29 protein-coding genes and 1 pseudogene are annotated in these 23,899 nt (G+C 52.5%); 11 read left to right on the top strand and 19 right to left on the bottom strand.

The features are described from left to right. Nucleotides 1-23: 23 nt before the first annotated feature. Nucleotides 24-2,258: a hypothetical protein gene (locus AC2IBB_RS09810; protein ID WP_486332694.1), complete on the top strand. Its 2,235-nt coding sequence runs from the start codon at nt 24-26 to the stop codon at nt 2,256-2,258. Nucleotides 2,259-2,557: 299 nt separating this feature from the next. After that, nucleotides 2,558-2,758, top strand: coding sequence for a DUF5397 family protein (locus AC2IBB_RS09805; protein WP_486332693.1), 201 nt, complete (start codon nt 2,558-2,560; stop codon nt 2,756-2,758). Here AC2IBB_RS09805 and AC2IBB_RS09800 read toward each other — a convergent pair. The 7 genes from AC2IBB_RS09800 to AC2IBB_RS09770 all read right to left on the bottom strand — a co-directional run bounded on the left by AC2IBB_RS09800 (nt 2,755) and on the right by AC2IBB_RS09770 (nt 6,659). Further along, entirely contained in the window at nt 2,755-3,210 is a 456-nt protein-coding gene (locus AC2IBB_RS09800; RefSeq protein ID WP_486332692.1) for a hypothetical protein, read from the bottom strand. The two genes, AC2IBB_RS09805 and AC2IBB_RS09800, sit on opposite strands and share 4 nt — an antisense overlap. Nucleotides 3,211-3,370: 160 nt before the next feature. Continuing rightward, nucleotides 3,371-4,168, bottom strand: a complete 798-nt coding sequence (locus tag AC2IBB_RS09795; protein ID WP_486332691.1) for a hypothetical protein — start codon at nt 4,166-4,168, stop codon at nt 3,371-3,373. Between the two features lie 24 nt (nt 4,169-4,192). Beyond that, nucleotides 4,193-4,516, bottom strand: a complete 324-nt coding sequence (locus AC2IBB_RS09790) for an Imm49 family immunity protein (RefSeq protein ID WP_486332690.1) — start codon at nt 4,514-4,516, stop codon at nt 4,193-4,195. Next, a complete protein-coding gene (locus tag AC2IBB_RS09785; RefSeq protein WP_486332689.1) occupies nt 4,482-4,676 on the bottom strand; it encodes a hypothetical protein in 195 nt (64 codons plus the stop codon). Before AC2IBB_RS09785 ends, AC2IBB_RS09790 begins: the two co-directional genes overlap by 35 nt. 27 nt (nt 4,677-4,703) lie before the next feature. Continuing rightward, nucleotides 4,704-4,994, bottom strand: coding sequence for a hypothetical protein (locus tag AC2IBB_RS09780; protein WP_486332688.1), 291 nt, complete (start codon nt 4,992-4,994; stop codon nt 4,704-4,706). Between the two features lie 25 nt (nt 4,995-5,019). Further along, nucleotides 5,020-6,264: a hypothetical protein gene (locus AC2IBB_RS09775; RefSeq protein WP_486332687.1), complete on the bottom strand. Its 1,245-nt coding sequence runs from the start codon at nt 6,262-6,264 to the stop codon at nt 5,020-5,022. Nucleotides 6,265-6,371: 107 nt separating this feature from the next. Next, nucleotides 6,372-6,659, bottom strand: a complete 288-nt coding sequence (locus AC2IBB_RS09770; protein WP_486332686.1) for a mercuric transporter MerT family protein — start codon at nt 6,657-6,659, stop codon at nt 6,372-6,374. A 42-nt stretch (nt 6,660-6,701) separates the two neighbouring features. Here AC2IBB_RS09770 and AC2IBB_RS09765 point away from each other — a divergent pair, with 42 nt between their 5' ends. From AC2IBB_RS09765 to AC2IBB_RS09755, 3 genes are all read left to right on the top strand, one after another. Continuing rightward, on the top strand, nt 6,702-7,103 hold the full coding sequence (locus tag AC2IBB_RS09765; RefSeq protein WP_486332685.1) for a MerR family transcriptional regulator: 402 nt from the start codon (nt 6,702-6,704) through the stop codon (nt 7,101-7,103). Between the two features lie 4 nt (nt 7,104-7,107). Beyond that, nucleotides 7,108-7,443: a YnfA family protein gene (locus tag AC2IBB_RS09760; protein WP_486332684.1), complete on the top strand. Its 336-nt coding sequence runs from the start codon at nt 7,108-7,110 to the stop codon at nt 7,441-7,443. 1,157 nt (nt 7,444-8,600) lie between these two features. Next, on the top strand, nt 8,601-9,116 hold the full coding sequence (locus AC2IBB_RS09755; protein WP_486332683.1) for a hypothetical protein: 516 nt from the start codon (nt 8,601-8,603) through the stop codon (nt 9,114-9,116). A 206-nt stretch (nt 9,117-9,322) separates the two neighbouring features. On the opposite strand, the gene AC2IBB_RS09750 is transcribed toward AC2IBB_RS09755, so the two are convergent. The 9 genes from AC2IBB_RS09750 to ubiT all read right to left on the bottom strand — a co-directional run bounded on the left by AC2IBB_RS09750 (nt 9,323) and on the right by ubiT (nt 17,035). Continuing rightward, nucleotides 9,323-10,237 (bottom strand): suppressor of fused domain protein, encoded by a 915-nt coding sequence (locus tag AC2IBB_RS09750; protein WP_486332682.1) that lies wholly within the window; start codon nt 10,235-10,237, stop codon nt 9,323-9,325. Between the two features lie 68 nt (nt 10,238-10,305). Then, a complete protein-coding gene (locus AC2IBB_RS09745) occupies nt 10,306-11,703 on the bottom strand; it encodes a 4Fe-4S binding protein (RefSeq protein WP_486332681.1) in 1,398 nt (465 codons plus the stop codon). Beyond that, nucleotides 11,700-12,524: an FTR1 family iron permease gene (locus AC2IBB_RS09740; protein ID WP_486332680.1), complete on the bottom strand. Its 825-nt coding sequence runs from the start codon at nt 12,522-12,524 to the stop codon at nt 11,700-11,702. Before AC2IBB_RS09740 ends, AC2IBB_RS09745 begins: the two co-directional genes overlap by 4 nt. Before the next feature lie 9 nt (nt 12,525-12,533). Next, a complete protein-coding gene (locus AC2IBB_RS09735) occupies nt 12,534-12,863 on the bottom strand; it encodes a cupredoxin domain-containing protein (RefSeq protein WP_486332679.1) in 330 nt (109 codons plus the stop codon). Nucleotides 12,864-12,945: 82 nt separating this feature from the next. Further along, nucleotides 12,946-13,491: an iron transporter gene (locus AC2IBB_RS09730; protein ID WP_486332678.1), complete on the bottom strand. Its 546-nt coding sequence runs from the start codon at nt 13,489-13,491 to the stop codon at nt 12,946-12,948. Nucleotides 13,492-13,964: 473 nt separating this feature from the next. After that, nucleotides 13,965-14,951, bottom strand: coding sequence for an ABC transporter substrate-binding protein (locus AC2IBB_RS09725; RefSeq protein WP_486332677.1), 987 nt, complete (start codon nt 14,949-14,951; stop codon nt 13,965-13,967). Between the two features lie 151 nt (nt 14,952-15,102). After that, on the bottom strand, nt 15,103-15,867 hold the full coding sequence (locus tag AC2IBB_RS09720; protein WP_486332676.1) for a substrate-binding periplasmic protein: 765 nt from the start codon (nt 15,865-15,867) through the stop codon (nt 15,103-15,105). A gap of 412 nt (nt 15,868-16,279) precedes the next feature. Beyond that, nucleotides 16,280-16,429, bottom strand: a complete 150-nt coding sequence (locus AC2IBB_RS09715) for a hypothetical protein (protein ID WP_486332675.1) — start codon at nt 16,427-16,429, stop codon at nt 16,280-16,282. Nucleotides 16,430-16,450: 21 nt separating this feature from the next. Continuing rightward, nucleotides 16,451-17,035: a ubiquinone anaerobic biosynthesis accessory factor UbiT gene (gene ubiT, locus AC2IBB_RS09710; protein WP_486332674.1), complete on the bottom strand. Its 585-nt coding sequence runs from the start codon at nt 17,033-17,035 to the stop codon at nt 16,451-16,453. A 138-nt stretch (nt 17,036-17,173) separates the two neighbouring features. Here ubiT and ubiU point away from each other — a divergent pair, with 138 nt between their 5' ends. Together ubiU and AC2IBB_RS09700 are read left to right on the top strand one after the other, a co-directional pair. Beyond that, on the top strand, nt 17,174-18,172 hold the full coding sequence (ubiU, locus tag AC2IBB_RS09705) for a ubiquinone anaerobic biosynthesis protein UbiU (RefSeq protein WP_486332673.1): 999 nt from the start codon (nt 17,174-17,176) through the stop codon (nt 18,170-18,172). Nucleotides 18,173-18,232: 60 nt separating this feature from the next. Then, on the top strand, nt 18,233-19,141 hold the full coding sequence (locus AC2IBB_RS09700) for a U32 family peptidase (RefSeq protein WP_486332672.1): 909 nt from the start codon (nt 18,233-18,235) through the stop codon (nt 19,139-19,141). Between the two features lie 39 nt (nt 19,142-19,180). Here the strand turns inward: AC2IBB_RS09700 and AC2IBB_RS09695 are convergent. After that, nucleotides 19,181-19,906, bottom strand: a pseudogene (locus tag AC2IBB_RS09695) (IS5 family transposase). A 497-nt stretch (nt 19,907-20,403) separates the two neighbouring features. Next, entirely contained in the window at nt 20,404-21,426 is a 1,023-nt protein-coding gene (locus tag AC2IBB_RS09690) for a Fe(3+) ABC transporter substrate-binding protein (RefSeq protein WP_486332671.1), read from the bottom strand. Nucleotides 21,427-21,746: 320 nt separating this feature from the next. Between AC2IBB_RS09690 and AC2IBB_RS09685 the strand changes: the two genes are divergently transcribed. The 4 genes from AC2IBB_RS09685 to AC2IBB_RS09670 all read left to right on the top strand — a co-directional run bounded on the left by AC2IBB_RS09685 (nt 21,747) and on the right by AC2IBB_RS09670 (nt 23,214). Then, nucleotides 21,747-22,250, top strand: coding sequence for a DUF3489 domain-containing protein (locus AC2IBB_RS09685; RefSeq protein WP_486332670.1), 504 nt, complete (start codon nt 21,747-21,749; stop codon nt 22,248-22,250). A 76-nt stretch (nt 22,251-22,326) separates the two neighbouring features. Beyond that, a complete protein-coding gene (locus AC2IBB_RS09680; protein ID WP_486332669.1) occupies nt 22,327-22,602 on the top strand; it encodes a hypothetical protein in 276 nt (91 codons plus the stop codon). Between the two features lie 59 nt (nt 22,603-22,661). After that, entirely contained in the window at nt 22,662-22,943 is a 282-nt protein-coding gene (locus AC2IBB_RS09675; protein ID WP_486332668.1) for a hypothetical protein, read from the top strand. After that, entirely contained in the window at nt 22,927-23,214 is a 288-nt protein-coding gene (locus AC2IBB_RS09670) for a hypothetical protein (RefSeq protein WP_486332667.1), read from the top strand. Before AC2IBB_RS09675 ends, AC2IBB_RS09670 begins: the two co-directional genes overlap by 17 nt. Before the next feature lie 3 nt (nt 23,215-23,217). Here AC2IBB_RS09670 and AC2IBB_RS09665 read toward each other — a convergent pair whose 3' ends face one another. Beyond that, entirely contained in the window at nt 23,218-23,895 is a 678-nt protein-coding gene (locus AC2IBB_RS09665; RefSeq protein WP_486332666.1) for an Nmad2 family putative nucleotide modification protein, read from the bottom strand. Nucleotides 23,896-23,899 lie beyond the last annotated feature (4 nt).

The raw sequence follows: 23,899 nt of genomic DNA, 5'->3' as shown, positions 1-23,899 counted from the left end.
GCCTGCGGGCCGCTCTGAGGACAATGATGTTCCCCAATCTTAAAACACTGACGGATACCCCAGTTGCTCGCACTAACTTGATCCAGCTCGAAGAGGCGCCACTGGAGACCATCCGCCGCTTGCTGACGCCTATCTCCAATCTGTATGTGATTGACTTTGGGGTGCAGCGTTTCAACAAGGAGCGCAAAGAGATGCACCGAGACTTTCACACACGCGTTCATCGCGAGGTCAAAGCGCATCTGCGTCAGACGCTGGAGTTAGATGTCAAAGACGATGTGAAGTACGAACTACACCGCCTGCCCAGCGGCCAGCACGTCTACTTTTACCTAGCGCCGGCAGCTGCACGACACACTTCTGCCCACCTGTCGCTATCGACTCGCATTGAGCAGTTATGCCAACAGCTGACTGCCAACGAGCAGAGCCTGACCCGTCTGCTCCAGGGATTGTTCAGTCTGCACCTGAAAATGATGCTTCTGGAGCAAGCCGTTAACCGCTTTCATGTGTCACCAGTGTACTTCAATGCGGAGATGTATCTTAACGCCCGTTTGAGCCAACCCGTCAACCAAAAAAACGGCACTGGGGTGATGGAAGCCTTCGAACTCGACGTATTCGCCTCAGAGGAGCGTGAGCTTGCGTTCACCTTGCACAAACGTAAGTTCCTAGTCGAGCCGGCCGAAGAGCTTTATCTGGCGCTGGATGATGAAAAGGTGTGGTTCAACACTGATAGTGGTCGGGTAAAAGCCCGACGCAAGCTTGATGCCCGTGACAGTAAGTTGGAATTCTTCAGTGAGCGCAGCAACTATGGCGAGTGTCAAGCCTACACCTACAACGTGGTGATGAATGCCGTTGTTGAACGCCTCACCGAACTAGAGATTCCATACAAGCCGATCCCTTTTCAGGCGACCCACGAGGTCAATCAGTTTATCACCGACCTAGACCAGCAACTGGCCAATAATCTATGGGTGGTGAATAATGGCATAGATTTCAGCGCCACGCAGGAGGCTTATTTCTTCGACGCTCTGGCCGCACAGCTTCCTGGTTACAAGTTATGGCCCATTGCCTCGCTTAAGCAAGCACAGAAAACCCGGCTCTCCGATCTGCCTGCGAACACATCAATACTGGTTCTCAATCCGGTAGAGGACGCTGCTAACACCAGCATTCGCCAACTCTGTGATGACACTACCGAATATAGCAACTTCTTTGCTGCATATGACGCAAGTCAGAAACAATCAGGTTTACGTTGGGATACATACACTCAGCTTAAACTGGATCGCCTGTATGGTTGGCTGCAACAAGAGCCGCTGCCTGTGGTTCTGCAAGGCTTGAACATCGACAGTAAATTTCTGGATGCAATCAACTATACCGTTGAGCTATCCAAAGCCAACCCGCAACAATACACTACGGATCAGGCAAAACCACGAAGCAAACTGAAGTCAGCACTCAACTTGGTAAATAGCAAGATCCGTCGTACCAAAACCGAATTGTGGTTCAAAGAGAGTCTGCTCACACAGCGCCATATCCCGCTGCCGAATCTACCAAATGGACACTATACAGCGTTTGCAGTGCGCTCTACGGTCAAAGGCACCATGTTGCTTGGTCATGTCGAACTAAAGTCAGACAGTCATAAATTGAGCGTGGTCAATGCAGGTGTTACCGAGGGCGACTTGGACTGGCTGGCGGTCGAACACCCACCGCTGAAAAGGCTAGATAAGCTATTCAACAACAGTTTCTACCTTTATGACCATACTGCGGATGTACTGCTCACCACTTACAACAGTGTGCGCGTGCCACGCCTTATTGGGCCAAGCCATCTGGATGTGGTGGACTTATACTCTTATCAGGAGCAGGAAAAAGCACTAGCCGAACGTGATGGGGTTAAGTTCAACGGATACACCATCACACGCTCGGCTAAGCCAGATCAAAACGTCCTGCCTTATCTGATATCACCCGGTCGTTCAATTCACGATCCTCTGACCAAGTCACAAAAGATGAAACATCACCATGCTTACCTGCAGCCGCACAATCACGGGCTTTACGTACTGGTTAGCAACTCTCAGCCAGCAAACCCATCCATGGCGCGCACCAACTTAGTGGAAAACCTGCTGCTCTGGAATGCTCAAGGCGAGTCATTGGAAGTGTTGGGTCACCCTTTGACAGGAGTCTATCTCAACAGCTTCACCCTTGACATATTGAAGAGTGGTGACAGCAGCAAGAGCTCTATTTTTGCCAAGTTGGCGCGCTTAATCGTGGAAAACTAACGAGCCTTTTTGTCCCTTTTAGTAATGAAAGGCTGTTTTTATGCAAACTTATTTGCTCTGGTCTTCAGCAGTCTCCTGATGGCAAGCAAAGAGCTGCTGATATTGGGCAGTAAGTTCTGCTTCCGACCTGTGAGGTGGGATAACGCCTAAAAAACCCCAGTTAGTGGATCAAACTCACAACGGAGAGGGACCCAACGATAACTAAGGGTTATTCAGAGGTTCCCTTGTTCTAGTAAAAAAGAGTTGCCAGCACGTATACTCAAAATCACTCGCATCTAAACTGAGATGCACACAAACCTATGGCAAATGCTCCGCCGTTCCCTGCCCCTGAAGTTCTTGGACAATATCGCCGATTCGGCATCGGGCCGGTTTATAAGGTGTTGAGGGCCATACGACCGCTTGAAGATGAAGATTGGTTGATGATGATTGAACTAGTTGAAACAAGTGAAATTATCGAATACCGATACTCACGCCTCATCCGTGATCCGCTTGCGAACTAGTGCTGAACTGAGATAGCCTCAAATAAGCAGAAATTTACACTATCTGCAGCGATACTGAACATGTTGGTATCGTCTAACGTTTCGATTTCGTCGAAATCACTAAACGTATAACCACAAGTGACGACCATCAGGCTACTACCATTCGATACTGTGACGAAATCAAGGGGATACACGGTCACATAGTCCTCTCCCTTCGTAGAAAAGTCACTGGCGGAGAGGGGAATGTCGTAATGTTCCTGCAACGCTCGACACAACTCGTCATGCTTCTTCCTCTCTGTTTCCTTGTAGGGTGCGAATAGGTCATCAGCGCAAGCCCCCTGAAACAGGCCTTCGCTTTGGGCTTGCAATATCAACTCCCGCGCTTCTGCACTCTTTAGTGACCGCCGAGAGAAGGCACCTTCAGGGAAGTTGTCCAGCTGAACATGCCAAAAAGATAAAAATAACTTTGTCATGGTTATAGCCTGAGTAGCGCTTTATTGCCTGATCTTCGAGAATGGCAGAGAGGTCTTCATAGTATTCTAGCGTCAATTACAGGAGTTTTCCCATAAACCAGACCAAATCTGCTGGACAAGGCGTGATGGCAAAATAGCTTTTAGCCGCATACGAAACTTTCTATGCGCTTCCTTCCGTTCCCTCCCCATTCTCGCTTTCAGGCTCAAATTTATTCGGGAACGGTTTAAATGACGCGCCCATGATTTTTAATTCAGGCGAACTTCCGCGCGTTTGAACGCTTCGACTGGTTTCGACCAACACACAGGCTGCCGCTTCTCCTGGGATCATGCCGGCCGCATTTTCCGCCGTCAGCAAACGCGCCTCCTCATCCAGCTGCGTCACACACAGATAGTCCAGGTAAGAGTCAACGCCCAACAGAATGGCGCGTTCATAAGGGCTGGCTTCCAGGGAACGCTGGATAATCCTCATTGCATGCGCCGCCCCCGCATGGCCAATTCGAACAAACCCTTGCGAAGGCGTAGACAGAGGTAGATCCAGGCTTTCACTCAGCGGCTTCAGGCAGTATTCCCGCAAGAGGGCGTCTACCTGATCCGCCGGCCAATGAAATCGCTCATAAGTCATTTCGGGAAGAATCCAAATAAGCGCCGTTTGCCGCCAAAATGCATGGTCCCTGGTTGGCAGCTTTGCATAGGCGATCAGGTCTTTCATCGCGATGCGCGCCAACCTCAACCATGCCGCGTTTTGGACATATCCCTGCGTTAGGGTATGCGCCGGCGCTCCGGGAACAGGCGCGCTCATCTCATCTGGATCATAGGTGGTAATACCCGGCACGGAACCAAACCTGGAAATTCCGCAGCGCACGGAGGCGCAACTGTTCTTTACGCCGCACCCCACGCAGGACATCATCCCCAGGCCAGTGACCCAGAGTGTAGCAAGCTGATCGTGATTCTGACTCATTGACACCTTCTCAGTACCGCTTTATCAGGTCAGCGACCGGTAACGGGCGACCACTTTCCACTCCTCTTTTTGAGGCAACTCCGCCAAGCGAAGGAGTCTGGCGGTGGACGGAGCCAAGCTCACTTCTTCCGAAGTCGTCAGTCCCTGCCGCTCAGCCAGGATGAGCCACGCCAGCACTTCGGTGGAGACATGAGCTGTTGTTGCAGCTTTAGCAGCCACATGGGGGTCCATGCTATCGGCGTCAATCTTCTCTATATCGTCCAGCCGCTTTTGAATGCACTCCTTCAATGCCTCGTCGAAAGCGTCCTGATCTTTATCCAGCAACGCCTGGCATAATGCATAATGCATAATGCGGGTCGTAATTATCGTCGCTATAACCAGAAAACTCCTCCAGCCTTTCCTCAATCTTTATTGGATCAGTCTGCAGGTAGAAGTGCTCCATCAAAATGCGAGTGTAGAGAAACTCTTCCTCGTACTCCTTCCGTGAATTGAGCTTGTTTGTACTCAATTCCGCAATCCGCCGGGCGCCTTCTTCTTATCCACAAGCGATCGCATCGAAAAAGGGCAAGGCTAAGGAAACCGCTTGCTCCTCTTCAGGAGCCCTCTCCAGGAAGTAGATAAAGGCGTTTGCGCTATGGCAGAGTTGCTTGTAGAAGGGCTTGGGGTTATCGGTAATCAACAACTCTCCCGCCGCCAGACGACGAAATAGCGTACACGTGTATGTGTAGTACTGCAGCTTGGGCTCTTCCTTGGGGAGATGCGGAACGATATCTTCCAGCGACATCCCCGTATTTTTTATCGCGATGGGAAGGTAGTTTGCTGACATTGCAGGCTTCCTGTTCGTTAAATATTCACGCCCAAGTGGCGGCGACTAATTGCTCTCTCACCCACCCGGATAGATCGCGTAGCTGTTTCGATTGCCGTAACACGGGGTCATTGATATTGAGCTTATGACGCAAACCAAACTGAATGCCAAGCTCATCCATCAACCACTGTCGCACCTGAGGGGGCGTTCGGCGATGGCAGAGTCCGCTCCAAACGGCTTGCGCACTATATGGTTGTCCCCCTCGGTATCGCAAAGACGGATCAAACCGGCTTTCATTCTGTACCAGCCATTCGCGCCACTGGGCCGGATCCTGACATAGCTGATCGACCGTGACGCCGAACTCCCGTCCCTCTGGGTGTTGTGGCGACTTACCTTCTCGAAAAGCCTCAAGCTCGTGTTCAAATAAGTCTTCTTTCGCGAACTGTTCAGGGATAAACGTTTCCTGATAAAGGGCCGCCCCCAGCATCAACTCCAATGCCAGCGCCGCATCCGACGCAAAGGGTTTATCGCCCAGCTCACGTAACAAGAGGTTTACGGAGGTTAAATCACCCGCCAGTCCCAATGCGATCAAGATAGTGGATGAGACCTGGCCGTCACGAACGAGTTGCTGTAACTGGGCAGCCTGTTTCCTCACTCCCGCCAGGGCAATAGGAATAGCTAACGCAGCAGTTTTGCCGTTAACGGAAGTCACTACCTGCCGCTGCCCTAATCGCAGTAACGCAATTCCCGCCGCCTCTGCAACCTCGTCGTTCTCGTGCTGCAGATAGGGTTGTAAAAGCGCTGCATGTCCCGCATCGCCGTTATCGGCGACAATTCGGATTGCGCGAGGCAATAGCTCCGGACCGGACGTCGACAGCAAGTTCTCCGCTCCCTGACGCGAGATGCCTCCCGCTTGTGCGATCGCGGGCGCCACGATGGGGAATAACTTTTGGTGCTCAGACTCCAGCAAGGCGGCGGCGCGTTGACGCCATGCCAACGGGTAATAAACTCTCAGCGCTTCCGAAACGGATACAATCTTGTCGATAGCATCCTGGTCCGCTTCGTCTTCCTCCTCTTCCGGAGGATAATCCAGGATATCGATCAACGTGCGCCATAATCCCGTCAATGCCGCTCCATCCTGGAGTTTGCATAGGTAGCTGGTTAACGCATATAGCTCGCCTACATCGGCTTCTTTTATGCGACTCAGACAGAGCGTCTTCGCTTCCTCTTCGCCATCGATTAGCGCTTCTATATGCGCATCCAGCCGGCTTTCCAGATCAAGAGTATCCACCCAGGACAACTCCCGGTCGTCTCGCCACGCCAAACGAGACGAGTACAGAAAGGACGCCTCTTCCATAGGAATAGGAGTGAAAAGGGTTTGGACATGTCAGCCTCCTCTTAGTAAAACCAAGGCGCAACGAGAGGAAATATGAATGCTATGAACGTCAGCCCCGCCACGGCGAAAAACAGCGCCTTGTAGGCCCGCCTGACGCGAGGCGTGGCGCACGCCTGATCGGGAGCACATTGTGACCGCGGTCGCCAGATGCGCCGCCACGCGAGGAACAACGACACGCTGGGCATGCCGATAAAAATGGGGCTGTACGACTCCAGTGCCGTCACCGCCCCGCTGAATAAGGTGCCTCGCGCACTGTTGGTTTCAATCGGAATTGGCGTTTCTGGCTTCATCCGTTAAGCTTACAGCCGTACCTAAGTACGGACTCAAGCGCTATGATAAACAACTCTCCATTTTCCATCGGCACCCTCGCTGAACAAGCTGGCGTCAATCCAGAAACCATCCGCTTTTATCAACGCAAGGGATTGATGCCTATCCCGGTAAAGCCACCGGGCGGCATTCGTCGCTACAGAGAATGTGACTTGGAGCGACTACGCTTCATTAAGTCGGCGCAGCAATTAGGGTTCAGCCTGAAAGAAGTAGGAGAGCTACTCAATTTCGAGGATGGCGCCCACTGCGCAGAAACCCGAGAGTTGGCAGAGGCTAAGCTCGAGTATGTGAGAGAAAAGATTACGGGGTTAAGACGTATTGAGTCCACACTCATTGCGTTAATTAATCAATGCAACTTACACGAGAAATCTGACCATTGCCCACTAATGACCGCTTTACAGGAATAAGCAAATGGAGTTACTCAAGATAACCCTCCTGTTCGCCATCACGGCGATTGCGGAAATTGTCGGTTGCTATCTACCATGGCTGGTAATCAAACAGGGCAGGTCGTTATGGCTGCTTGTCCCCGCCGCCCTGTCGCTGGCGTTATTCGCTTGGTTACTGACTCTACACCCTGCCGCTGCTGGCCGTACATACGCCGCCTACGGTGGAATGTATATCGTTGTCGCACTGCTATGGCTCCATTTTATTGAAGGGGTGGGGTTAACCCGTTTTGACCTTCTTGGCGCAACCATGGCTCTGGTGGGTATGGCCATTATCGCATTGCAGCCAACCCCCAATTCTTGACTGCCACATTAATACGAGAACACAAAGCGCTTTACGCATGTCGTAGGCGGACTTTGGTTGCAGCATGAATTGTTTAGGTGCTCTTTGGCATAAACATCCATTATTCATAATGGTTGGAGAGGCCTAATGTAAGATGCGGGAGCGGGTATTAGATAGATCTAAATGAATTTTTCTTTTTATACAGCACCATCAAGGTAAGAAAACTAAATACGGCTCCCGCATAAAAAGTGTAGAAAGAACCAAGCAGCTCCCACAACAAGCCCGCCACAACGCTGGCGATCTGCATCGCCACGCCACTAATGAGGTTGAATACTCCAAAGGCGGTGCCTCGCGAACGCCTTTCCCTATTCGATCCAGAAAACGACCAGCGAACACGAAACCAAGAGTCGTGGCGATCGCGAACAAGGGCTTGGACAGGGCCCCCAAGCCATAGCCCAAAATTGCCAACCCTTTACGTTTGCCCAGATAATCGCTAAGCGCGCAGGAGAAGTCAGGGCTGTTGACTCCGCGACGCCTTCAATGACTCCAACCGTCAATGCGCTCACCATGAACAACCGCAATAGGCTGTGAATCATCTCCGAGGAAATATCCATCAGCATGCTGACAAAGCCCAGCGTCCAGACACCCACTGGTATCCGTTGTATAGATTCTTTGTCCTGCGTCGTCATCGATTGGTACTTCCAGGTTGAGTGAGGCGAGTGTAATTACTGCGACCAATCCCTTTACCAATCTCATCAAAAAGCCGGGATGGCTTACAATAACGCCCATTACTTTTTTATTGAGGAATATATAATGTATACCGTGACGGCGTAGTCGCCATTGAGAATTGGGCTCGCCTGTTGAACCAAATCCAAGAGGTTCCCGTCATGTCCCGCCTGAATGTTCCCGTCCTTTCACTTATACTCCTTATTTTCTTTCTCTTGTCTGCGGCGCTAGGTTATGCCGCCGCCTTCAAGACCCTCACCGTAAGCCAAGGCGGTATTTGATTGCGAGGTTTGTCTCTCTCAAAATCTTAATGGATCGCACGCATGGTGCAGCGAGAGTAACCTATGTAGGCGCGCCCAGCGGCCTGGGAACTTGGAAATATCGGAAACGGGCCATTTTTGTGGAGGGACGTAACTGGATGAAACGTCACGACTTAGCGGAAGTGTAATATCATGATCTCGAAACGCTCCCCCTATACCCATCTCTATAAATGGATTCGGTTTCTCAAGGACGAAGGATGCGAGCGCTCGGATATTCTCAAGGCGCTGGAGACCTGCGACGCGGTGAAATTGGACTCCGGCAATCCCCGGCAAGTGGAGCTCGCCAAGGCGATCATCCGCCATGCCCTGGGCGAAGTTCCAGATTCAGAGATTGAGAAATTCTGCCCGCCGACGCAAGTGATTGGCGTCGAGGCTCATGGCGAGTGTCCGGAAGGCTATGTCTTTAAAGCCCTCACACCCGGGGATGAGGAGGACTTTTATTTCCTGATTGAGCGTTCGGCGATTCAAGGGAGTCCTGGCATTGACGACGTGAAGACCCTTTTGGTGAAGCATAACTGTGAAATACGCGAACTGATTCTATTCAGGGCGCAGACCCGGCACTATTACTGCGTGGAGGGCATGCCTTTCGTCTCCGTGGCGGTCAAGTTGATGTGGCAAGACGTTTGTCCGTCTTATCTGCGACTTTAGATAGAAGATGCCCCTACTACCCAAAAATACGGAAAGTCATCCGATAGGGCCAGACCACAGTGTGTCGATACTCCTTGATTCCCAACATGACTAGCTCCATTGTAGATGAGCATGATATGCAAGACAAAATGCCACTAGAAGCAAGCATTATCAGCGACATACACTTTCCTAAACTCTAACCCCAGTATTAATGGTCAGATAATCATCTATCGATGACTATTAGCCCCATGACGCTCGTGAATATTCCATTGGTGAGCGACTTCGTGATGTACGGGAATCATATGGTGAGCATGGCGGCGCAGGGCGTCCTTGGCAAAAGGCCACGAGAACTGTCTCAGCCGGTGCGGGTCAGATGGATGATTCGCCCTATCTCCATGGCTCTGGACCGTTTCTAAGAGGGTCTTAGTATCCGCACACACGTTGGTTCGGTGAATATCAATCAGATCACTAATATCGCGATTATTAAGTCGATCCACTAAGTCGACAACCCCTCTATATAGCTTGAAGTACATTTCCTCTTTGTAAATCGGAACCACTGAAAGAAAATCGATGACCTTGTCGTCATTGATCTTCAACCGGCAAAACGCACTCGCGACGGTCAATGGAGGAAGTAGTAAAGCACAACAGAACCCTGCACTTTCTGAATAGGGGGCCGGAGGATTACCATGAGCAACGGTATGGCCTATTCCCAACCAAGAGCCCATCTTATGGGGAAACCTAGCGAGAAAGCTAATCAAATGTAAGGGCCAGATCCATCGCTCATTGTTGCTAACTTCACTGTCCATACGCCAGTTTTGAGGTAAAGTTATCATTAGTTCGACAAAATGAGGTGCAGCAAGCTCCTCTGGTACAGCCAACGGCAGTTGACTCATGCCTGAGGTTACTAGGCGAACGAAGGGATACTCTTCATTTGGTTGGACGATGTAAGTAATGATATTCGCAAAACGAGGGATGAGACCATCAATCTCCACATCTATAGGCCCCAGATGTTTCTCGATATGGCTGGATATGCTTTCCCGACACGCCTCAACCCACGTCAGCTCTCTGTTGACAAATTGAGTATGGTGATAGATGGGAGCTCCGCTGAGTGAAACGACTTTAGATTTCTTGTTCTTAGTCATGAGGTTCCTTCATTCCTTGCTATGCGTAATATTAATTGAAGCCTCTCTTTACTCAATAGAATTTACGCTTACCAATAGAAAAATAACAACCACCATAATCCAACGGCCCAGGCGACCGACGCTGTGTAGGCCGCCATGGCTGCGCTTCGGGCCCATCCTTTGCGGTAGAGACTCAACACCCGCCAGCCCAGTCGCAAGCTCCAAAGTCCTGCGCCCGTCAGCAACAGAGCGCGCGCGTCCTGCGCCCAGTGAACAGGCCATTGCTCGGCGCGCAACAGGCTCACGGTGAGGGCGGATAGCCCGAGAAATACCCCGCAGCCGGCTATGGGAATCAGTCCGTGGCTTAAATGATAGAAACGGCGGGCGGACCAACCGCCCAGACTAGCGTTGGCAACGGCAAGACAAAGACTCAGCAGAGCTCCCGACGCCAGTGTGGTCAAGGTGATGTAGAGAAGCAAGGCGGCGCCGTCCAGCAGGCTGAAAACGTCGTTTTGTGCGGGATAGTAGGTCAGCGCCCACCAGGGCGCATAGGTTTCCAGCGGCCAAAGCCAGTCATGATTCACCAAAGCGACGGCCAGAGATTGCTTCAATTCCACAAACCAGGGGCTGGCGCTCCAATGAAAAGCGCCAGCCGCCACTCCCAGCAGACCAAATGTGATCAACAAATAGTCCCAGCGGCCGTCCGAGGCCGGCGAGAGTGTGGCGATCTCCGCCCCCGGAGCGCGCCCCTTCAGGGTGATAGCATCGCGGTAGCCGGCGCAGCGACCGCACATGTGGCAGGGACTGGCGCTGTCCAATTCCCGCAGAGGCAGGAATGTCGGACAATGGGCCTTGGGAAGGCTTTGATGGGCTTGTCGGTACTGGCTCCATTGCGCACGGTCGGCGGCGAAATGCACCGGAGCCAGTTTGGCCAGGAGGGAGAATACTCCGCTCACCGGGCACAGATAGCGGCACCAGACACGCTGATTGCGCCCGAACAGGTAGCCAACCAGCATCGCGGCCAGTGTTGAGCCGCCCAGGATCAGCAATGCTGCTTTCGGATATTGATATACGCTGATCATCTGGCCGTAGACCGTGGTGATGATAAACGCCAGCAACGGCCAGCCAGGCCAGCGCAACCAACGCGGGATGCCTCCGCCGCGACCGTGGCGGCTGGCCCATTCACTGAGCGCTCCTTCCGGGCAGAACACTCCGCACCAAAGGCGTCCGAACAACACCATGCTGACCAACACAAAAGGCCACCAGATTCCCCAGAAAAGAAACTGGGCGAACAACGTCAGGTTACTCCAGAGATGGGCGCGATGATCAGGCAGGGGAGCGAACGCCGGGATGATCACCAGAAACGCATAGAGCAGCACTACCGCCCACTGTATTCCCTGGATCAGCCGACGATGATCGCGAAGCCACACACCCGCCCGCATTAGCCTTTCCTGGGCGCCGCAACGGGAAAGCAACTGGACGCTCATGACTCCGCCCGCCGCAGCGGGGGATTACGGCGCAATAACAGGATGACCAGCAGCCAGAACGCAGCAAAGGCGATAACTGTTGTCAACGCCGGATAAGCGCGGTAACCGGTCAGGGTCGCCAACAACGCGCCCACACGGCTGCCGTCGTCAAGCAGCGCGGATGAGTCCCATAAGGGGTCGATGCCGGCGGGCGCCAATCCGAGTCCGATCAAGCGGTCAATGCCGCTGACCACCAGTGCTCCGGCCAGCATTAACAGCATGGCTTCGCTGATACGAAAAAAACGCCGCCAGGATAACCAGTGGCGGCTTTGCTGCAAGAGCAACCAAGTGGCGACCGCCAGCCCGATGCCGATGAGGATGGCGGCGAGGAACTGCAGCCAGTCGCTCAGACTGTCCTGCATATGGCTCATGCCATAAAGGAAAATCACTGTTTCCGCACCTTCGCGGGCAACCGCCAAGCAGGCCAGTAGTCCCAGCGCCCAGGCGTCGCCCCGCGCCAGAGCCTGTTGCGAGGAAGTTTGCAGGTCGCGGACGAGATCGCCGCCTCGGCGGCGCATCCACAATACCATATGCACAATCAGCGCGGCGGCGGTAAACACCATGAATACGCCGAACAGTTCCCGCCACAGGCCGTCCAGCACCTGTTGCAGCCCCAACAGCGAGGCGCCCAGGGCCGCCGCCAGCAGAACTCCAGCGGCGGAACCGCCATAGAGATACGTCAGGACGGCGCGATTGTTCCGGCTCAGCCAGGCGTAGAGGATGCCGATGACCAACAGGGCCTCGACGCTTTCCCGCCAGATGATGAAAATGGCTTGCTCCATTCCCGTCTCCTACTTAACCACGAGAACGCCCTTGGCGTCGGGCAGGTGGAACTCATCGAAGAATTCGTATTCGCCCGGCTTAAGCGGGTTGATCACGACAAACGAGGTCACTCCCGGCCCCAACACCTTCTCCTGACGCAACCGTAAGCTTTCAAATTCGACCGGAGATTCACCGGTGTTGCGCAGCTTGATCTTGACCCGCGTATGCGCCGGGATTTCCAGCCGAATGGGAATCAATCGGCCGTCTCGCAACTCCAGTTCGAATTCGGGAAGAGCCGCTTGTGCGGGCAGGGTCACTGCGCACAACAAGCCTATCAAAGGGAATAGCCTTAGTTTCATGGATGTCATTCTCGGGAATACTTTTCTATTCGGAGCGTTTCCGTGAGCGCTTCTGGATACGTCTTAAGCAAGGCGGTTCCGATCAGTAACCGCCTTTTTTGCCCACGCCAGCGTAAATAAAGTCGTATTCCACACTGAAAGGCTTAAACCATTCCGCCACTCCGGTTTCCCGGTCGATATGCCGCATAAACGGCTGGCCATGGCTGACCGGTGGTTTGACCCGGTATGTCAGATGGTATTTACCCGTGCCGCGCAGCTTGACGTTGGCGCCGTAATGAAAGCCATCGCTGGCGATCATAGGATGAAACATTCCCTTGATGGGAGAAGAGTCGCCCTGTTTGGTCAACTCAAACTCGATTTCCAAATAAGGAACCCACCCCCCGGCGGTTAGCCCGTTAGGGTTGTCTTCCAGCGCCTGAATGTCGGCTTCCAGATGCACGTCCGCCTCCTCCGCAGATAACCCCATGGCCGGCTCCATCACCACGGGCTGCAGATAGACTGCGGCGATTTCCAGTCCGCTCTGCTGTTGCGGTTCGCCAATGGGATACTCCAACGCCAGAGCGGCGCCGCAGGCTATGGTTAACGTAGCGCCACACAGAAAACGATAAGGGACGGAAAGACAATTCATGGAAAACGCCTCATGCTCGAATAAATGGTAATGGGAATTATTATCAAGCAAATAACTAACTGACTTGATCTCAATCAAGTCCTGCTTATTTGTGATGAGATTAATTTGGGCGTTATTTTTTGAAATCGCTAATACATGGCAGTTGAACTTATGGCGGCACTGCCCGGCAGAGACGAGAGTTGAGGCAACACGCGTAAGAACGTCAAAGTCTGCTGCTTCGCAGCATATATTACTGGCTAGAATTTAGAAAACTCGCCTAGTTACCAGCAACCAGAGGAGTCAGGAAATCTTGCGCCGATCTCAGTGACAAGCTTTGGTGGATCGCGCTGCAAGAGCGAATTTTAATAAGCCCTCATCTACCGTCCACTGAAAGGATGCTCCTAGTTCTATTCTATATTCTAGATTGCGCTTCAGGTTTGATCGCCCCCATTAGTGATTCGTAGAATTCAGTAGCGGAGGCTTCTCGCACACGTTTATTCTATCCACTCAGCCTTTTTTGCCATATCCGGGGGCAAAGTTAATTTCCATCTTGCCAATTCAGACTTGCTAAACAAGTAACGCCCCTTTTCCCCGATTACTGGCACTATTCTATGTGGGGGCGTACCATTAAGTATGGTGGAAATAAGCTTTGCAGCATCTTCACCCTGTGTGCGGCCAAACAGCACCAGTCCACCAATTGCCTTATTTTTTCCTACAGAAAAATCCCAAAAGGCAAAAGAGGGCGTTGGTGAGTTTAATGAAGTCCAGTTAAGAATGCTCGCTGCATCAACATTGTTTCCATCGGCATCAACCAATGTCTGATACAACCCCACAATAATTGCATCATAGCCCACATCGTTCGACTCGCTGATGGCCATCTTCCATTCGGCCTCTGTATCAACCTGTAAAATGTCAACGCCAATCCCCTCGATTGAGGCGTTCATTTTTCCACCAAATGCTTCTTTTACCGCAGTTGAAGAAGTATTCCCAGAGTCAAACAATATCAGTATTTTGGACAATTTCTCCCGCATTATACGTCGCAGCTCACTAATTGAACGATGGAATAAAGGCCTCTCCAAGACACCCGTGGCGTTACGTAATTTGTCTATACCAATGTCCCTCGGATGACTATTGATGCCAAGAAATACGATGGGCGTGCCCGTTTTGTCGATCTTTGCGCCTAAATAACTTAAGGCGTTATCGTCGCCCAATACGACCAGATCAGGTTTGATGGCCATCAATGCCTCCATGGCTTGGTCGGCCTTCTCCTGATATCGGTTTTTGGGGAGGCGCTTGGTGTCCATTTCAAATTGTTTTATAGCGTGAGTTTCCCCTAAGGTCGCTTGAAGCCCTTCCATGTAACTCATATCCCATGGGTATTCTTTGTGGTAACTTTCAATGACAAGGATCGTAGCGGCGGAAGCGCCAACGCAATGGAAAATGATCATCAAGACGAGACTTGCGACAATATTGGGTTTCATAAAAAGCCCTCTCCACAATTTACAACTAAATTCCTTACAAAAATCCATTTCCCTTTCTCTGGGGCTGAATAGGAGCTATTTCCGCATCTTTCAGACTCAGGATGAAAATGCTTGCGACAATCCATCGGAAAGCAACGATATCCTCCCTGCCCTAATACCTCCCATTGACCATGTCGTCCATATAGGCGCTTAGGAGCCCCTCCTTTTCCATCTCCGCCAAGCTTTTCCGCAACAGCGCCGACAGGCGTTCGCTGTCGGGATGGGAACGAGGGAACAAGATAAAGCTTTGGGTGGTTGTAAGCGGTTTTTCAAGAGTGATGAAAAGGTCCGCCACTCCCAAACCAAATTGTTCCCGCAAAATGCGCCAGCCTGTCATTTCGTCAATGGGAAACAAATCGATACGCTTGCGTAACAGTTTACGGAAATTAATATCGTCATGCGTTGTTTCCTCAATGCTGAAAACGCCGTTCCGGGCGGCCACCCAGAATGCTCCAGAATAGGTGTAGCCAATGGTGGCCCCGATTCTGAATGGCTTCAAGTCGGCGAATGAGCTCCAGTTTGGGACGGGATTGGATTTGAGGCGAAAGAACACCTCATGGTGCTCGGAAACAGGGCCCACCTGATGAAATTCCTCTATTCTCTTTTCGTTATAAAACCAAAAGGAACTGGCGTTAAAACGCAGGGCTCGCATCTCTTCGTAGGCCCGTTTCCAGGGCATATAAACGAAATGGACGTTTATTCCATTGCGTTCGAATGCTTGTCGCACCACACGATTGACGTATCCGCCAGTGGTGGAATTTTCGATGGTCCAAGGGGGATAATCGCCAGTGCTGATGTTGATTGTCTCAGCCTCGGCGAAAGCCGCGACGAACATGAGGAAGAAGCTCGCTACGAAGTCACGAATACATTTACTCACGACACTCAATCCCCAAGATAGAAGGAGCCGCCTGTAGATACGTCTCGTCGTCATTAAAAGCCGACTATCCGCTAACAATGAGTATAGACAATTGCTCGAGAACCTACAGAAAGCATAATGGGCCCGAGTATTGAAGCACGCCCACTCACCAATGCAACAAACTCTTTTTTTGCGCCATAAAGTCAATTAGTCTGGAGGGCGCCAAACGCTAGAAATGGAAGCAGTGTAGCTGACAAGCGTGATAATGTTGGGAAAAGGAGAAGCCCAACGGAGGGATGGCGTGAGCTGGAAAACACACCTCGAATTCAGGATCTAAACTAGAAATTCGTACAATCCACTATTTTTTGACGACGTTCATCCTGGGCTGACTTGGAGGCGGGATAAGCGGCAAAGTGAGTAGTGTGTGACTATTTCAGAAGCAGATAACCCACTGTCTGTTACTCAACTCGTCTTCCAGTTCATACCCAAGCCCCAGCATATGTCTCTGCCTGCCACTCGTCAGTACCCCCAGCCGAATGAATCCCAGTATCGCCCAACTGTCCAGCCACGAATTCAGAATCACGAAACATCTCAAACAATTCTATCAAAATGGCAATGGCGTAACGGGAATTTTATAGCTCAGCGCCGCCGCCAGATCCCGTTTGGCCGCTTCCCAGTACGCAGCGACGGAGGAAGCCAGCTCCAGCAGCTTATGGACGGGCGCAGGCAGGTCGTTAAGATCGCCGGTATCCAGCAGGTTTTTCATTTCATGCCCCAGCTCCGTATCACCGAGAATCACAATCCGACGTTGAAAAAACAACGTATCCGGGTCCATCCTGCGGCCAGCAATCAAGGCGAAGGCGGCGGAATCGCCCCGGATTTCCGTATCCGCCGTTTCCGTTAGCGCCACTCTGATGGAGCGATCCTCAGCAAGACTCAGGCTCCAGCTCAGCTCCAAATCCACCACCGTCACTTTGACCCAGCGATGAATAAGAGAGTCGAACTCTCCTTCTCTGATCGCCTCACCGAAACCGTCCTGCAGCAGCTTGCGAATAAGCGCTGCCTGTAGCGGAAACGGCGTGCGCGCCAGGGGATGCAGAAGATAGCGCCCCGGCCGGCGCACCACCTCTGTCAGCGCAGGCAGCGCGGCGGCGAGTTCTTTGGATAATTGCAGCGGGCTTTTGAACATGAACATCAGTCTCCCTTGTCGCAGCGTTTAGTCGTCGTTATTAAATAGACTCGGGACCCCGGGCATATTGATTTCCATCAAATCCCTCACACAGCGCTTTTGCTACCTTACTCGCATTTGCCGCCCTGGGAGTATGCAATGGAGCTGGTTTGTCCGGCGGGAAGTCCTCCCGCTCTTCGCGCCGCCGTGGATAATGGCGCTGACGCTGTTTACATCGGATTCAAAGACGACACCAACGCCCGCCATTTCGCCGGGCTGAATTTCGACGACGCCAAAGCTCAACAGGCGCTGGCTTACGCCCGCGACCGCGGCGTGAAGCTCTTCGTCGCCATCAATACCTATGCGCAGTCCCAAGGTTGGGAGCGCTGGCGCAACGCAGTGGATAAAGTCGCCGGATTACAGGCGGACGCGCTGATCGCCGCCGATATTGGCGTCATGGATTACGCCGCCCGCCAGTATCCCCAGCTTAACCTGCATCTCTCCGTACAGGGCTCCGCCACCAACTATGAAGCGCTGCGCTTCTATCATGACCGTTTTAATATCAAGCGAGCGGTCCTGCCCAGAGTCTTGTCCTTGCCGCAGGTGCGGCAGGTGGCGTCGCACAGCCCGGTTGATCTGGAAGTCTTCGCTTTCGGCAGCCTGTGCATCATGGCGGAGGGACGTTGTTATATGTCGTCCTACATGACCGGCGAATCGCCCAACAACAGCGGCGCCTGCTCGCCCGCCAAGTTCGTGAAGTGGGAGCAGAAAGACGGACGCCTGGAGTCCCGCCTAAATGGCTCTCTCATCGATCGCTTCGAAGCGGACGAAAACGCCGGTTATCCCACTTTATGCAAGGGACGCTTTGACGCTGGCGACAGCCATGCATTCCACGTTTTTGAAGAGCCGACCAGCCTGAACACCCTCGATCTCATTCCAGAACTCGCTGCGACCGGCGTCAAGGCGGTGAAGATAGAAGGCCGACAGCGCAGCCCGTCTTATGTCGCACAGGTCGTGTCCACTTGGCGTCAGGCGCTGGATTGCTTCCAACGCGAACCTGCGGCGTTCCAATGTCAGCAAGATTGGCTGGAGGCGTTACAGGCGCTGTCAGAGGGCGCGCAAACCACATTGGGCGCGTATTCACGTCCCTGGCAGTAAATCAACGGGCGCATACCTCAGGTCGCGTATGCCCGAACCACCAACAGAAGGCGCAGTACTATGAAAATTTCTCTGGGTCCCCTGCCTTATTTCTGGCCGAAAGACATGGTCGTTCAATTCTATTCACAGGTCGCCGCCGCGCCGGTCGATATTGTCTATCTCGGAGAAACTGTCTGTTCCAAGCGCCGGGAGATGAACTTGCGCGACTGGCTGGACATCGCTGACACACTGCTTGATGTGGGAAAAGAGGTTGCGCTTTCCACTCTGGCGTTAATAGAAGCGGAGTCTGAATTAAAAACTCTGCGCGCCATCTGCAAGGCGGCTAATGCTAATGATCGCCTGAGCGTGGAAGCCAATGACATGGCCGCGGCGCACCTGATGTCGGAAGCCGGCAAGCCCTTCATCGCCGGCCCTTACCTGAATCTCTATAACGCGCCAGCGCTGGAAATCATGCGCCAGACAGGCGCGAAACGCTGGACGCCGCCCGTAGAAATCAGCCGTCACGCCCTGGAGGGAGTTCTGGGGAGTCTCGCCACGCCCATTGAAACCGAGTTATTCGCTTACGGACATCTTCCCCTCGCGCTCTCCGCCCGTTGCTTCACAGCCAGATCCGAGGGACTGCCCAAGGACGACTGTCGCTTCGTCTGTAAGAAATACCCACAAGGCATTCCCACACGGAGCCAGGAAGGCGAAACCTTGTTCAACCTCAACGGCATTCAGACGCAGTCCGGCAAGTGTTATCACCTGCTGAATCAATGGCGCGACCTGCAACATGCGGGCGTGAACGTGATTCGTCTGAGCCCTGAGTCGCCGGATACCCTTCAGGTCGCAGAGAGTTTAGCGCTGGCGCTCAAACAGGAGCAGGACAGGGTCCTGCCCTACCAGCTCAGCCACAGCAACGGTTACTGGAGCCGTATTCCTGGCATGGAGCTGGCGGCTGAGCTTCAGGAGGAGCCTGACTTCCAGTGAGGTTTAATTAGAGATAGTTCCCTAGGGTGTGTTGACGTTTCACATCGGCAGCCATAAATACCCACAAGCCATGGCGACCATACTTTCATAGTTCCTCTTCAACCTGTCATACCTCGTCACGATGGCCCGGTACTACTTGAGTCGGGCGAAGGCGTTCTCCACCCAATGGCGATACTTGTATAAACCCCAATCCATATTGTCATTACCTTTGATAGAGTTTCGTTTTCTCGGTATCACGGCCCTGGCCCCCTTCCTTTCGATCTGTTCCCGTGTCGTAGCCTTTGTCTCCGACAACCGCTTCTGGCAAGGGAAGCTTTTCCATCAACTCTGCCGCTGCCGTACAGTCATTGACTTCGTCTCCTGTGATCTCAAATTCCACTGGAAGACCATAGGCATCCACGGCCAGATGCACTCTCGTCGTATTGCCCGCCCGACCTTACCAATCGCCTGAGGCTCTTCCGTACAAGCTCCTGCGCTGTGCTGATGGGCCTTCACATAGCTGCCATCAATAAACTCCTACTCCAAATCCGGCTCGCGGATCAAGCTCCGGAAGATCCTCAACCACTTGCCTTGGGCAGACCAGGAATTGAATTTTTTGAACACCGAATTCCAGTCGCCAAACTGCCCTGGCAAGTCTCGCCAGGGACACCCCGTCCGCATTCGGTACAACATGCCTTCCACCATCATTCGTAGTGTGGGCTTGTTATAGATTCGCTATTGCAGCATGATCTCTTTCAGCTTCGACCAAAGCTCGTCGCTGAGCATCAATAGGGGATCGCAAACTCGTCTTGTTGTTGGTGTGGGAACCGCAATATGACGAGTTTGCACCTATCTATCACCTATAACGAAACGTCAACACGTCCTAGCAGGCTGTTGACTTTCACTGTGTGTCGAATCCAATATCAAGCTTTGGGCACAGCCTCATAAAAGCCACTAACTCCCTCGTCTCCTTTTTTGAGGAAAAGGCCTGATAACCTTCAAGACTACTTCCAGGCAAAAAGATACGCTCTCAGCCCGTTTTTTCATAATGAAGTATTCGGTCAGTCGTCCTAGCTCCGTATACGCGTACCGATAGGAATATTCATAATTCCGCAGAGTCACCGTCATCAGGATAAAAGCCGTATCCAATGTTGCAGATTACCACCAATTCATGATTGCACAGAACCATGGGTTGGGAAACGCTATCAACACAAGTCTGAAATCAAAGCCGGAGCGCGAAGGCTCCGGCTGACGTAGGGAGTGTCCTTTAATTACGAGGGCGATCAGCCGTCAAAGTCAACTTTGTCCACCAACTTCGCGGCCTTCTCACGCAATGCGGCAATTTGATGCAAAGGCAGTGCGTCGCGCTTGAAGTCGCCCCAGGACTGCACCAGCCCCGATGGCTCCACTCTCGGCTTAACGGGATATTCATAGTTCTGTTCAGAATACATTTTCTGAGCCAGTTTCTCGGACAAAAACTCCATTAGTTTGAGGGCGTTTTCTTTGTTGGGCGCACTTTTAGTTAAGCCCACACCACTAATATTGACATGGGCGCCGCGATCGCCTTGATTTGGAAAAGTAGGATTCACTGCCCGCGCCCACTCAATTTGGTTCTCATCGGTTAACATCAGTCCGTAGTAATAGCTATTGCCCAAAGAGATATCACAAATACCGTCCTTGATTGCCTTCACTTGGCCACGATCATTTCCCTGCGGTTTTCGAGCAAGGTTTTCCTTAACGCCACGCAACCACTCCTCCGTTTTTGTTTCGCCGTGGTGAGCGATCATAGAGGATATCAGCGCGATGTTATAAGGGTGCTTGCCAGAGCGAGTACATATGCGACCTTTCCACTCAGGCTTGGACAAGTCTTCGTATGCAATACTTTTCAGATCCGTTCTTTCGTTGGAAGCGTATATAACCCTTGCCCGCGCAGTCAGCCCAAACCAGCTATTATCCTCCGCTTGATACTGCCCGGGGATATTTGTCTCTAAAACGTCAGATTTTACCGGCTGCAACACTTTGGCGTCGGTCAATTCCTGCAACTGGCCAATGTCCGTGGTCAACACCAGGTCCGCTGGGCTGTTCGCGCCTTCGCGCTTTAGCCTTTCCGCCACTCCCTCCTTGGCGAAGACGACATTGACCTTGATATTCGTTTCCTTGGTGAAGGTGTCCAACATCGGTTGGATCAAGAATGCCTGCCGATAGGAATATATATTGATCTCGTCCGCCGCCTGGGTATTTAGGGCGGTCAGTCCTAAAGTAGACAAAAGCGCCACCTTTAATATCACTGCTTTTTTGGTATGCATGAGGGATGCTCCAAGATAAATGGTTATAGGAATGCGAATAGTTCTCAGTGAGTTTTAAATAGTATCAGGACATTCCTATTTCCGCACACCCAAACTGAACTTTCTTAAAGTCAGCAGTTCAGTCCCATGAGCTGTATCAACCACTTCTAAAAAAATTATGTGCTGGGGCTGTGGTTGGATGATCGTGCTGAGCGACTGACAGTTCAGACCCGGAAGGAGTGAGAATACTGTTATATAATTGAAATGCTGAATCCACTTGGCTTCCTTCTCGAATGAAGCGTTCATGCCGGCGTCTTAACCAACCCGCCAAGGAGCTTTTTATGAGTCACACATTGACGCCCACGCAACATGCTGTTTTGTCCCACGCTATTGATCAACGCAATGGGCGCGTCGACTGGTTCCCAAGCCACATCAAAGGCGGCGCGCGCAAGAAAGTGCTGATCGACCTGATGCAGCGAAACCTGATCCACTCAGAAGGAGAGGCATGGCATGTCGATGACGCCGCCTACGAAGCGCTGGGACGCGCCAAACCGAGAGGAGGAGGGGACAACCTTGAAGCGATCCCGGACGCCAACGAGGTTGAGCCACAGCGCCAGCCATCCCGCCTCCACGCCAACAGTAAGCAGGCCCCTGTCATCCAGATGCTGGAGCGTCCAGAAGGGGCCACCATTGATCAGCTCAGCCACGCTACCGGTTGGCAAAAGCACACGGTGCGCGGCCCCCTCTCCGGGGCGCTGAGAAAGAAGCTGGGGCTCAATGTGACCTCAGAGAAATCCGCAGACGGCGAGCGCATCTACCGCATCGCCAAAACCGACCATCCATAACGCTCTAAATCACTTGCTAAGCCGGCGCTATGAAGCGTTCATAGCGCCACACGAACCACCCAAAAGGAGCGACAAAATGGGCACATGGAGCCAACCCAACACCGAAGAAAAAGCCGCCAAACTGGAACGCCTGATGGCCAAGCCGCTGCTGAAGAAAGACGCCAGCGACACGCTTTACCACCTGACCGGCGATGACGACCTTTTTGACTTTTTTGAAGAGTTTGAGGAGAACGCGGATGTCCGCCTCCTGGTGCGCTTTCACCTTGAGCGGGCGCTGGACAACCTGCGCCTCTCCTACGTGACCTGGGAGGAGGCGGCCATCACCATCTGCAAGCGCATCATCGACGCCTGACCCAAGCAACTACCCGGCGGCGCAACGCAGCCGCCTTACCCCAAAAAGGAGAAGCCCAAATGGAAACCATCCACCAACCACACACCGAAGAAAAAGCCCTTGCTCTGACGCGCCTGATGTCGGAACCGCTCCCCAAGCGCGACGCGATCACCAAGCTGCAGGGGTTGCTGATCGATGAACGCCTTGCGCGCTACCTGAGCAAACTTGAGGAAGACGAAGACGCCCGGTTATTGATTCGGTTTCATCTCCTCGGCCTGCTATCGGACGCTAGCCGCCTCATTGCCCCCTGGGAGGACATCGCCTTAAAGCTATGCTGGAGGCTGATTGATCGCCCCTCCTGAACGCTTACAGCCGGCCTCCATTTCGAACGCGACGGGGCAGCCGCTTGAATCCATCCGCAACTTTTTGGATAGCCGCTACGGAAGACGCTTTGCAGACGAGCTTCGAGGCAATCAACTAACAGGGCTTACCCTTGAGGCCGCCATTGATGCAACCACCCAAAGCTGGATGAAGCGCACCATAGGACGAGTCACCAGCGTACAGTGCGGCATCCCTTACGGGTTGCCCGAGCTGGTCGGGTATGTTGATTATTGCGAGCCTGTTGAGGCTTAAGCGTCAACCGCCACCCAGCTTTGAGTATGGGTGGCCATTATCGGTTGGATCGAAACCTTTACCATTTGGACTCGCTCCAATCTCATCCACATTCACCTCCAGCACAGACAGCCATTCACGAAGTTTGACGCTGGCTTCTTCCGGCTCTCCATGAACTCCCATGCTCCAACGTGATAGCCAAATTTTAAGCCTGTCTAAATCGGTATCACGGCGATTCTTATGCACGATATTACCTTTATGTGGCGGCGACAGATGAGTCAGGTCGGTTGAGATAAGCTGGCTATTGGCGCCGAAATACCAGAATTTATTGCTGACCAGCACCGTAAGGCTACGAATATATTCCTCATAATTAGGGTCGATGTGAGTAGGACTTACTTTGTGCTCCAGTTGCCTCTTCCTGTCGAGGATGTGGATATTCTCTGAGGATGTGGCGGGTTTAGGGATAGAGTCAGCAAATCTCTTGTCTTTCAAGTAATCAACCAGTGATAGCGTTTCCCTGACTTGCATGACGTACACGACGTGATTTGGCGTTTTGCTCTGAAAGCCAATCATCCAGTCATCTAATTCTACTGGCTCTCTGATGTGGAACATGCAAACAGGCATGACGCAAAAACCATCATAGAGACTTGGTGCGCTCTCACAGTCGTAGCGAACCACATAGCGAAAAATATTCGGTTTCATGACT

The sequence above is a fragment of the Hahella sp. NS-SX17 genome (assembly GCF_057367735.1).
Note: the sequence above shows the minus strand (reverse complement) of the source record. Positions and strands in the feature narration are given on the sequence as shown.

Bases quoted from the DNA above. Each gene is read 5' to 3' on its own strand.
- AC2IBB_RS09810 (WP_486332694.1), top strand. From the start codon at position 24: ATGATGTTCCCCAATCTTAAAACACTGACGGATACCCCAGTTGCTCGC.
- AC2IBB_RS09805 (WP_486332693.1), top strand. From the start codon at position 2,558: ATGGCAAATGCTCCGCCGTTCCCTGCCCCTGAAGTTCTTGGACAATAT.
- AC2IBB_RS09800 (WP_486332692.1), bottom strand. From the start codon at position 3,210: ATGACAAAGTTATTTTTATCTTTTTGGCATGTTCAGCTGGACAACTTC.
- AC2IBB_RS09795 (WP_486332691.1), bottom strand. From the start codon at position 4,168: ATGAGTCAGAATCACGATCAGCTTGCTACACTCTGGGTCACTGGCCTG.
- AC2IBB_RS09790 (WP_486332690.1), bottom strand. From the start codon at position 4,516: ATGCATTATGCATTATGCCAGGCGTTGCTGGATAAAGATCAGGACGCT.
- AC2IBB_RS09780 (WP_486332688.1), bottom strand. From the start codon at position 4,994: ATGTCAGCAAACTACCTTCCCATCGCGATAAAAAATACGGGGATGTCG.
- AC2IBB_RS09770 (WP_486332686.1), bottom strand. From the start codon at position 6,659: ATGAAGCCAGAAACGCCAATTCCGATTGAAACCAACAGTGCGCGAGGC.
- AC2IBB_RS09765 (WP_486332685.1), top strand. From the start codon at position 6,702: ATGATAAACAACTCTCCATTTTCCATCGGCACCCTCGCTGAACAAGCT.
- AC2IBB_RS09760 (WP_486332684.1), top strand. From the start codon at position 7,108: ATGGAGTTACTCAAGATAACCCTCCTGTTCGCCATCACGGCGATTGCG.
- AC2IBB_RS09755 (WP_486332683.1), top strand. From the start codon at position 8,601: ATGATCTCGAAACGCTCCCCCTATACCCATCTCTATAAATGGATTCGG.
- AC2IBB_RS09750 (WP_486332682.1), bottom strand. From the start codon at position 10,237: ATGACTAAGAACAAGAAATCTAAAGTCGTTTCACTCAGCGGAGCTCCC.
- AC2IBB_RS09745 (WP_486332681.1), bottom strand. From the start codon at position 11,703: ATGAGCGTCCAGTTGCTTTCCCGTTGCGGCGCCCAGGAAAGGCTAATG.
- AC2IBB_RS09740 (WP_486332680.1), bottom strand. From the start codon at position 12,524: ATGGAGCAAGCCATTTTCATCATCTGGCGGGAAAGCGTCGAGGCCCTG.
- AC2IBB_RS09735 (WP_486332679.1), bottom strand. From the start codon at position 12,863: ATGAAACTAAGGCTATTCCCTTTGATAGGCTTGTTGTGCGCAGTGACC.
- AC2IBB_RS09730 (WP_486332678.1), bottom strand. From the start codon at position 13,491: ATGAATTGTCTTTCCGTCCCTTATCGTTTTCTGTGTGGCGCTACGTTA.
- AC2IBB_RS09725 (WP_486332677.1), bottom strand. From the start codon at position 14,951: ATGAAACCCAATATTGTCGCAAGTCTCGTCTTGATGATCATTTTCCAT.
- ubiT (WP_486332674.1), bottom strand. From the start codon at position 17,035: ATGTTCAAAAGCCCGCTGCAATTATCCAAAGAACTCGCCGCCGCGCTG.
- ubiU (WP_486332673.1), top strand. From the start codon at position 17,174: ATGGAGCTGGTTTGTCCGGCGGGAAGTCCTCCCGCTCTTCGCGCCGCC.
- AC2IBB_RS09700 (WP_486332672.1), top strand. From the start codon at position 18,233: ATGAAAATTTCTCTGGGTCCCCTGCCTTATTTCTGGCCGAAAGACATG.
- AC2IBB_RS09690 (WP_486332671.1), bottom strand. From the start codon at position 21,426: ATGCATACCAAAAAAGCAGTGATATTAAAGGTGGCGCTTTTGTCTACT.
- AC2IBB_RS09685 (WP_486332670.1), top strand. From the start codon at position 21,747: ATGAGTCACACATTGACGCCCACGCAACATGCTGTTTTGTCCCACGCT.
- AC2IBB_RS09680 (WP_486332669.1), top strand. From the start codon at position 22,327: ATGGGCACATGGAGCCAACCCAACACCGAAGAAAAAGCCGCCAAACTG.
- AC2IBB_RS09675 (WP_486332668.1), top strand. From the start codon at position 22,662: ATGGAAACCATCCACCAACCACACACCGAAGAAAAAGCCCTTGCTCTG.
- AC2IBB_RS09665 (WP_486332666.1), bottom strand. From the start codon at position 23,895: ATGAAACCGAATATTTTTCGCTATGTGGTTCGCTACGACTGTGAGAGC.